Source organism: Bradyrhizobium sp. (assembly GCF_019242285.1).
In the GTDB taxonomy this organism is placed as follows: Bacteria; Pseudomonadota; Alphaproteobacteria; order Rhizobiales; family Xanthobacteraceae; genus Bradyrhizobium.
This window is the reverse complement of record NZ_JAFAVV010000235.1, coordinates 1-8,428: the sequence shown is the minus strand read 5'-3', so window position 1 is coordinate 8,428 and position 8,428 is coordinate 1. Positions and strand designations below refer to the sequence as shown.

At 64.4% G+C, this 8,428-nt stretch carries 6 protein-coding genes and 1 pseudogene; 5 read left to right on the top strand and 2 right to left on the bottom strand.

Going from position 1 to position 8,428, the window contains the following annotated elements:
- Both JOY90_RS09095 and JOY90_RS09090 read right to left on the bottom strand, forming a co-directional pair.
- Positions 1-386, bottom strand: a pseudogene (locus tag JOY90_RS09095) (DNA-binding protein); the annotation flags it as partial.
- 7 nt (positions 387-393) lie between these two features.
- The gene (locus JOY90_RS09090) at positions 394-1,377 is read right to left on the bottom strand and encodes a zinc-dependent alcohol dehydrogenase family protein (RefSeq protein ID WP_291690809.1); all 984 of its coding nucleotides are present in this window, start codon (positions 1,375-1,377) and stop codon (positions 394-396) included.
- Positions 1,378-1,539: 162 nt separating this feature from the next.
- On the opposite strand from JOY90_RS09090, the gene JOY90_RS09085 reads away from it, so the two are divergent.
- From JOY90_RS09085 to JOY90_RS09065, 5 genes are all read left to right on the top strand, one after another.
- Positions 1,540-2,382, top strand: coding sequence for a universal stress protein (locus JOY90_RS09085; RefSeq protein WP_291690808.1), 843 nt, complete (start codon positions 1,540-1,542; stop codon positions 2,380-2,382).
- Between the two features lie 20 nt (positions 2,383-2,402).
- Positions 2,403-5,096, top strand: coding sequence for a bifunctional acetate--CoA ligase family protein/GNAT family N-acetyltransferase (locus JOY90_RS09080; protein WP_291690807.1), 2,694 nt, complete (start codon positions 2,403-2,405; stop codon positions 5,094-5,096).
- 128 nt (positions 5,097-5,224) lie between these two features.
- A complete protein-coding gene (locus JOY90_RS09075; protein WP_291690806.1) occupies positions 5,225-6,358 on the top strand; it encodes an ABC transporter permease in 1,134 nt (377 codons plus the stop codon).
- A 2-nt stretch (positions 6,359-6,360) separates the two neighbouring features.
- Positions 6,361-7,140 carry an ABC transporter ATP-binding protein gene (locus JOY90_RS09070; protein ID WP_291690805.1) on the top strand — a complete coding sequence of 260 codons (780 nt, stop codon included), beginning with the start codon at positions 6,361-6,363 and terminating at the stop codon, positions 7,138-7,140.
- 4 nt (positions 7,141-7,144) lie between these two features.
- Entirely contained in the window at positions 7,145-8,248 is a 1,104-nt protein-coding gene (locus tag JOY90_RS09065; protein ID WP_291690804.1) for an MlaD family protein, read from the top strand.
- Positions 8,249-8,428 lie beyond the last annotated feature (180 nt).

Below are 8,428 nucleotides of genomic sequence, written 5' to 3'. Positions count from 1 at the left end.
CCTGCGGCGGCCAGATGATCGATGGTCTGGCGCTCGTCGAAGCGGGTCATCTCGATGGCGTACTCGACCGGCGTGCCGCTGCCGTCGATGCTTAAATTTCCATGGCTATCCTGGGTAATCGGCGCGACGCGGTGATATATCTGCGGTGCGAACGGCCGGTTGATCCGGATCTCCGCCTCGCATGCGGCCTTCCGCTTGGCGAGCGTCGAATAGTCGAGGAACGGAAAGCGCACCGCGTGCTTGATCTTCAGGGCACGCTTGCCCGCCAGGATGACCGAGGCGGCATGCGTGTCGATCCGAAGCACCCCTGGATGCGTTGCTGGATCGGTCAGGAACGCAAAGACGCGCTCCTGGGTGGCAGTGTCTGGAGCAGGTGTATCCGTCATGCGCGCCTTATGGCCTGAGAACAGCGGCGCCGAGAACTTGCCCCGTCCGCAATTTCGCCAGAACTTCGTTGGCTTCGGCGAGCGGATAGGCGGTCGTCTGCGTCCGCACGCCGGCCTTTGGTGCCACTTGAAGGAAGTCCACGCCATCCTGCCGCGTCAGATTGGCGACCGACACCAGTTGTCGCTCTCCCCAGAGGATGTCGTAGGGAAAGCTTGGAATGTCGCTCATATGGATGCCGGCACACACCACCCTGCCGCCCTTGCGCACCGCGCGCAACGCCGCCGGCACCAGCTCTCCGGCCGGCGCGTAGATGATCGCGGCGTCGAGCGGCCCGTCTGGCATTTGGTCCGACCCGCCGGCCCAGACTGCGCCCAGCCGTCGGGCGAATTCCTGCGCCTCAACATCTCCGTTCCGCGTGAACGCGTGAACCGCGCGGCCCTGCCAACGTGCAATCTGGGCGACGATATGGCCGGCGGCGCCGAAGCCATAGATGCCGAGCCGCTCGGCGTCACCGGCCATCACCAGAGAGCGCCAGCCGATCAGGCCGGCGCAGAGCAGCGGCGCGATCGCAACGTCGTCGCCGTCCTCCCCGAGCGGAAACGCGTAGCGCGCGTCCGCGATCGTGTGGGTCGCAAAACCGCCATCGCTTGTATAGCCGGTGAAGCGTGGGTGGTCGCACAGGTTCTCCGTGCCCTGCCTGCAAAAGCGACAGATTCCACAGGTATGGCCGAGCCAGGGAATTCCGACCCGATCGCCGACGCGATGTGTCGTCACGTCGGGGCCAACCAGATCGACTCGTCCAACGATCTCGTGTCCGGGAACGATCGGATATTTGATGTGCGGCAGTTCTCCATCGACGACGTGAAGGTCGGTTCGGCACACGCCGCAGGCGCTCACCGTGACGCGAATTTGCCCCTCGGCGGGTTGCGGGTCGACGCGTTCCTCGAGCGCGAGAGGCGATCCGGGACCAGGCAGTACCATCGCACGCATGCCCAACCTCTTCGGACGGAGATCCATCTGGAGCCAGTATACCATCCTTCTTGATCGCGTTTGACATCGCTCAAGGCAATCTCAATCGCTCTGGCCGGTTTGACCGAGATCAAGCGCCGTGGCCGGCCAGACCCTATCGTCTGCCGCGAAGGAGCCCTCGCGATGCCGATCAAGGATGTGTTGTTGCCGCTCGTCGGCGAACCCAGTGACGCAACCGTCGCCGCGATCGACAAATGCGTCGCGGTGGCAGGCGACCTTGGGGCGTGCATCACCGCGCTTGCGATCGAGGAGGATATTCTCGTTCGACCGCAAGTGATCGTGTCCGCGGATCTGGACAATTCGACCGCCACCGAAGCAGTGCGGAGCGTTACCGACGCCAAAAGCCTTCTGAAGGCCTTCGACAGCGCGGCCACGCGCTTCGGTGTTCGCAACGAGCAGAAGCTGCAGCGTCTGGCCGCCGCGGAAATCCCCTTGTATTTCGCCAAATGCGCGCGGCTCAAGGACCTGTCGCTGGTGCCCGTGAAGTCGCATGTCGGCCAGTCGGAGAAGGTCGTCGAACGATTGCTGTTCGGGTCGGGCAGGCCGGTCCTGATGTGTCCGGAACATCGGGCCGCCGAATTGCGCGTGGCTTTCGATCACATCCTGGTCGCCTGGGATCATAGCGCGCCGGCGGCAAGAGCGGTCGCGGATGCCCTGCCGCTGTTGCCGGCGGCGACGAGCGTGCGCATCATCACGGCCACTGACGAGAATACGCCGGAACAGCGGCAATCAGGACGGGACCTCGTCAGCCATCTCGGACAGCACGGCGTCAAGGCGACGTTCGAAACCGTCAAGATCGACGGCAGTTCCGTCGGCATGGTGTTCGAGGCCTATCTGAAGGCGCATGCGATTGACCTTCTGGTCATGGGAGCCTATCGGCACTCGCGGCTCAACGAGGTGGTGTGGGGCGGTGCGACAAAAACCGTCATCGGCCGGCCGCCAAGCTGGGTCATGATGTCGCGTTAGATCCACGGTTCCGTCTATAGATGTCAACCTATCGCCTGAAGAATCTGCTGTCGCCGCAGTCGATTGCGCTGGTCGGTGCCAGCCCGCGCCGCGGCTCCGTCGGGCGCGCCATCCTCGGCAACATTCGCAAGGCGAACTATGCCGGCGAATTCGGACTGGTGAACCCGCGCTATGCGGAGATCGATGGGGTTGCCGCGGTCGGCAGTCTCGACGAGTTGCCCTTCGTGCCAGAGCTCGTCGTGATGACCGCGCCGCCGACGGCGATCCCCGGCCTCATCGCTCAGGCGGGCAGGCTTGGCACAGCGGGCGCCCTCATCGTCAGCGCCGGCCTGGGTCATGGTCCCAATTCGCTGGCTCATGAGGCCGAACGCGCCGCGGCAGGGCACGGCATGCGGCTGATCGGACCGAACTGTCTCGGCATCATGATGCCGAAGGTCCATTTGAATGCGAGCTTTTCGGCGCATATGCCGAACGGCGGAAACCTGGCACTGATCTCGCAGTCGGGTGCGATCGCGGCCGGAATGGTGGATTGGGCGGCGCAACGTGGCGTCGGCTTTTCCGGGATCGTTACCGTCGGCGACCAGCTCGACGTCGATATCGCCGATCTGCTTGATCACTTCGCATTGGACAGCAGCACGCGCGCGATCCTGCTCTATGTCGAGGCGATTAAGGACGCCCGCAAGTTCATGTCGGCAGCCCGCGCTGCCGCAAGGGTCAAGCCGGTCGTCGTGGTCAAAGCGGGGCGGATGGCGCAAGGTGCAAGGGCAGCGGCGACCCATACCGGCGCGCTGGCCGGCTCGGATGCAGTCTATGAGGGCGCGTTTCGGCGCGCCGGAATCCTGAGAGTGGCCGATCTCAGGGAGCTGTTCGATTGCGCGGAGACGCTGGGCCGCATCGAACCGCCGCCTGGCAAGCGACTGGCGATCCTCACCAATGGTGGCGGAATCGGAGTCTTGGCCGTCGACCGGCTCACCGAGCTTGGCGGCATTCCTGCCGCCATCGCTCCCGAGCTGCGCCGGAAGCTCGACGAGGTGCTGCCGCCGACTTGGTCCGGATCGAATCCGGTCGACATCATCGGCGACGCCGATGCCGCGCGCTACGTCGCCGCGCTCGAGGTGCTGCTCGCGGATCGAGGCAACGATGCGGTCCTCGTGCTCAATGTGCAGACGGCGATCGCTTCCGCGGAAGACATCGCCGCCGCGGTCATCGCCTCCGTCGGCAAGTACCGCGAACGGCGCGGCCGTTTCGCCAAGCCCGTGCTGGCGGTCTGGGTCGGCGCGGAGCAGAAGGTGATGGAGGCGCTCAGCAACGCCGGAATTCCCAACTACCCGACCGAGGATGACGCCGTGCGCGGCTTCATGCATCTCGTGCGCCACCGGGAGGTCGCGCACCTCTTGATGCAGGTGCCGCCCGAGATGCCGGGCAACTTTGCCCCCGACAAGGACGCCGCTCGACGGATCGTTGCTAACGCGCTGGCGGAGGTGCGCCGGTGGTTGGACCCGGTCGAGGTCAGGCAGCTTCTGGAAGCCTATGATATCGCGATGGTGCCGACATTCGCGGCTGCCGATGTCGAGCAGGCTGTCGCGCACGCCTCGCAATTGTTCGCCCAGGGCGCAACCGTCGTGCTCAAGATCAACTCGCGCGACATCGTTCACAAGTCTGATGTGGGTGGTGTGGTCCTCAATCTCACCAGCCCCGATGCGGTGCGCGTCGCGGCGGCGGACATTTTGGCGCGCGCGTCAGCGAGACGGCCGGACGCGCGGATTTCCGGGGTGATCGTGCAGGCGATGATGGTTCGGGCCAAGGCGCGCGAGCTGATCGTCGGACTTGCCGACGACCCGGCCTTCGGCACCGTCGTGGTGTTCGGCCGTGGCGGGACGGCAGTCGAGATCATCAACGACAAGGCGTTGACGCTCCCGCCGCTCGATCTGCAACTGGCGCGCAGCCTGATCGAGCGTACCCGCGTCTCGCGGCTGCTTCGCGCCTATCGCGACGTGCCTGCGGTCAAGGAAGACGTCGTCGCCATGGTGCTGGTAAAACTCTCGCAGATGGCGGCCGATATTCCCGAGCTGCGCGAGCTCGACATCAATCCGCTGCTGGCGGACGAGTCCGGCGTCGTGGCGGTCGATGCGCGTGTCGCCGTCGGCCGTGTCGAACCGAAGTTCAAGGGAAAGGGGCCTGCCAATTTCGCGGTGCGGCCCTATCCGTCCCAATGGGAGCGGCATCTTGAGGTCAGGGAGTCCTGGCCGGTTTTCGTGCGGCCGATCAGGCCTGAGGATGAGCCCCTGATCCACGAACTGCTCCGTCATGTCACGCAGCACGATCTGCGTCTGCGCTTCTTTGCGCCGATGAAGGAGTTCAGCCACGAATTCATCGCCCGTCTGACGCAGCTCGATTACGCACGGGCGATGGCGTTCGTTGCATTCGATGAAGCCACCAACGAGCTGGTGGGCGTGGTCCGGATTCACTCCGACTCGATCTACGAGACCGGCGAGTATGCGATCCTGCTCAGGTCCGACCTGAAGGGCAGGGGGCTGGGGTGGGCCTTGATGCAGCTCATCATCGAATATGCGAGGACCGAAGGGCTCAAGATCATCTCGGGCGACGTGCTGCACGAGAACACGGTCATGCTCGAGATGTGCCGCAATCTCGGCTTCGAGGTGAAGACCGATCCGGTCGAGCGCGACCTCTGCAACGTGCGGCTCAGGCTTTAGGCTCCGGGTGTCCTCTTCAGGCTCTCGTGATGACTCCGTTTGAGGCAAATCAAGCGGCCTCGGATGCTGCAGCCTAGTTAGAAGGGCGCGCCCGCCGTCGGAGCCGATGCTCAAGAGAGGAAGCAACGTTGTCATCCCCCTTATTGACGGCGACGGCCACCGGCGACGGGATTGAGCTTCGTCCAGTCGGATCCTGGACCGCGGCCCATGTGAAGAGTTTGGAAGCGTTGTCCGACGGTGTTGCCGCCGAGCTCGACCGCTCCAGGTCGGTAAAGCTCGATCTCGCCGGCCTGAGCGAGCTCGATACGCTCGGTGCGTGGCTGATCGAAAAGCTGTCCCGGCGCGTCTTGGCTGCCGGGCATCGTGCGGACGTCACCGGCATCGCCGACGATTATGCGGGCCTGATCGAGGAGATGCATCAGGTGAATCGACATTCTTCCGCGCCGATCGCCACGCCGAATCCCGTCTTGGCGAGGCTCGGCGACCTGGGCCGTTCGGCCTCGAATGCGACCGAGGACGTCGCCGTCTTTCTTCAGATGCTCGGCTCCCTGTTTCTGGTTCTCGTCGGTATGCTGCGCCGGCCGCGATCACTGCGGATCACCTCGCTGGTCTATCAGCTCTACAAGGTCGGCTGGCAGGCGATCCCGATCATGGTGCTGATCACCTTCCTGATCGGCGCCATCATCGCGCAGCAGGGTTTCTTCCATTTCCGTAGATTCGGTGCGGAATCCTATACCGTCGACATGGTTGGAATTCTCGTGCTGCGCGAGCTCGGCGTCCTGATCGTCGCGATCATGGTCGCCGGACGCTCGGGGAGCGCCTACACCGCCGAGCTCGGTTCGATGAAGATGCGCGAGGAGATCGACGCGCTCCTGACCATGGGGCTCGACCCTGTCGAGGTCCTGATCCTGCCCCGCGTCGTCGCGCTGGTGATCGCGCTGCCGATCCTGAGCTTCATCGGCTCGGTGGCGGCGCTCTATGGCGGCGGCCTGATCGCGCAGTTCTATGGCGACATGGGGCCTCCGATCTACATCGCGCGGCTGCACGAAGCGATATCCGTCACCCATTTCGAGGTCGGCATCATCAAGGCGCCGTTCATGGCGCTGGTAATCGGCGTCGTCGCCTGCAGCGAAGGATTACGGGTAAAAGGCTCCGCCGAGTCGCTCGGCCGGCAGACGACGACCTCGGTGGTGAAATCGATCTTCCTCGTCATCGTGCTCGATGGGCTGTTCGCGGTCTTCTTTGCGTCGATCGGAATGTAATGATGCCAGAAGAGGCACAGCAATTCGCCATTCGCGTGCACGATCTCGTGGTCGGTTTCGGCCGGCAGGTCGTGCTCGACCATCTGTCGCTCGACGTCCGCAAAGGCGAGATCCTCGGGTTGGTCGGCGCCTCGGGCGGCGGCAAGTCGGTCCTGATGCGGACGATCATCGGCCTGATCCCGCGGCAGAGTGGCGAGATCGAGGTGATGTGCCGGCCGATCAGCGGCGCGTTGGACCGCGGCACGCAACCCGCGGCCGGCAGTTGGGGCATCCTGTTCCAGCAGGGTGCGCTGTTCTCGTCGCTGACGGTGCGGCAGAACGTGCAGTTTCCGTTGCGTGAGAATCTCGTGCTGTCGCAGGCGCTGGTGGACGAGATCGCGACCGCCAAGCTCGAGATGGTCGGGCTTACGCAGCCGGACGGCGACAAGTTTCCCTCCGAACTGTCGGGTGGCATGACCAAGCGCGTGGCGCTGGCGCGCGCGCTCGCGCTCGATCCGGCGATCGTGTTCCTGGACGAGCCGACCTCGGGGCTCGACCCGATCGCGGCCGGCGAGTTCGACGCGCTGATCAAGACGTTGCAGCAGACGCTCGGGCTGACGGTGTTCATGGTGACCCACGACCTCGCCAGCCTGAACACGGTCTGCGACCGTGTCGCCGCGCTCGCCGATGGCAAGATCGTCGCGATCGGGTCGATGCGCGACCTGCTTCAATCCGAGCATCCCTGGGTGCGGGCCTATTTCCATGGCAAGCGCTCCCAGATGCTGCAACCCAAAGCGAGCTAGAGAGATGGAAACCCGCGCTCCCTTCGTCCTCATCGGCGCCTTCGTCCTGGCGGCCATCGTCGCCGTGTTCGGCTTCGTCTACTGGCTCAACAACACCGGCGGCCTTGGCCCGCGCACCGCTTATCACGTTCAGTTCGAGGGCTCGGTGCCCGGTCTGCTGGTCGGCGCGGCCGTGCTGTTCAACGGAATCCGGGTCGGCGAGGTGGCGGAGTTGAGTCTCGCCGCGGACGCGCCGCGGCGCGTCAACGCGACGATTTCGGTGGCGTCGACGACGCCGGTCCGCGCCGACACCAGGGTCGGCCTCGAGTTCCAGGGCCTCACCGGTGTTCCCGTGATCGCGCTGGAGGGAGGCGGGCAGCAGGTGGGGGCGGGGCCGGTTCCGACCTTGATCGCCGAGCCGGGCGCGGGCCAGAGCATGACGCAGGCTGCGCGCGAGGCATTGCGGCGGGTCGATTCGGTGCTGGCGGAGAATTCAGAGCCGCTGAAAGATACCATCGCCAACTTTCGGACTTTCTCGGAAGGCCTCGCGCGCAACACCGGAAAACTCGACGGCATCGTTGCGGGCCTCGAAAAGATGACCGGGGTCGGCGCGCCGACGCAAAGGATCACCTACGACCTCTCCGCGCCGCAGAATCTCGCACCGGCCAACAGACCTATCAAAGGGCAATTGGCAATTCCGGAGCCGACTGCCGTCGCCATGCTCGAGACGCAGCGGATGCTGTTCTCGCCGACCGGGGAATATCCGAATTTCGTGGATTTCCTGTGGGCCGACAGCATCCCGAAGCTGCTGCAGGTGAGGCTGATCGACGGCTTTGAGAACTACGATCTCGCCCATGCTCCGCTAAGGGTCGCCGATATGGGGCAGGCCGACTTCCAACTCATGATCGACGTCCGGCGTTTCCGCGTGGCTGTGGATGCCGGCCCCGCCGCGGAGATCGAGCTATCGGCACGGATCGTCGACAAGAATGGCAAGGTTATCGCGTCCCGCCTGTTCCACGACAGCGAGAAGTTCGGCGAGATCGAACCTCGGCCCTCGGTCGCAGCCTTCAACGAGGCGTTCGGGCGCATCGCAAAGGACATGATCGGCTGGACCGTGCAGTCGCTGTGAGCAGTTTACGCAAGCGTATCGAGATTAGAGACCCTTGGCGGCCTTTGATCAGGATCAAGGAACTGAAAGGCGTTTGCGACGAAAATTCCTCCAATTTCAACAGGGAGGAAGCGACATGCCTTTCGATGCGATGATGCTCAGCCTGGCCGTAACAGTGGTCTTTCTGGGCTTTGCCGCGGT

Coding starts and splice junctions, on each gene's coding strand:
- JOY90_RS09085 (WP_291690808.1), top strand. CDS start 1,540: ATGCCGATCAAGGATGTGTTGTTGCCGCTCGTCGGCGAACCCAGTGAC.
- JOY90_RS09065 (WP_291690804.1), top strand. CDS start 7,145: ATGGAAACCCGCGCTCCCTTCGTCCTCATCGGCGCCTTCGTCCTGGCG.
- JOY90_RS09070 (WP_291690805.1), top strand. CDS start 6,361: ATGCCAGAAGAGGCACAGCAATTCGCCATTCGCGTGCACGATCTCGTG.
- JOY90_RS09080 (WP_291690807.1), top strand. CDS start 2,403: ATGTCAACCTATCGCCTGAAGAATCTGCTGTCGCCGCAGTCGATTGCG.
- JOY90_RS09090 (WP_291690809.1), bottom strand. CDS start 1,377: ATGCGTGCGATGGTACTGCCTGGTCCCGGATCGCCTCTCGCGCTCGAG.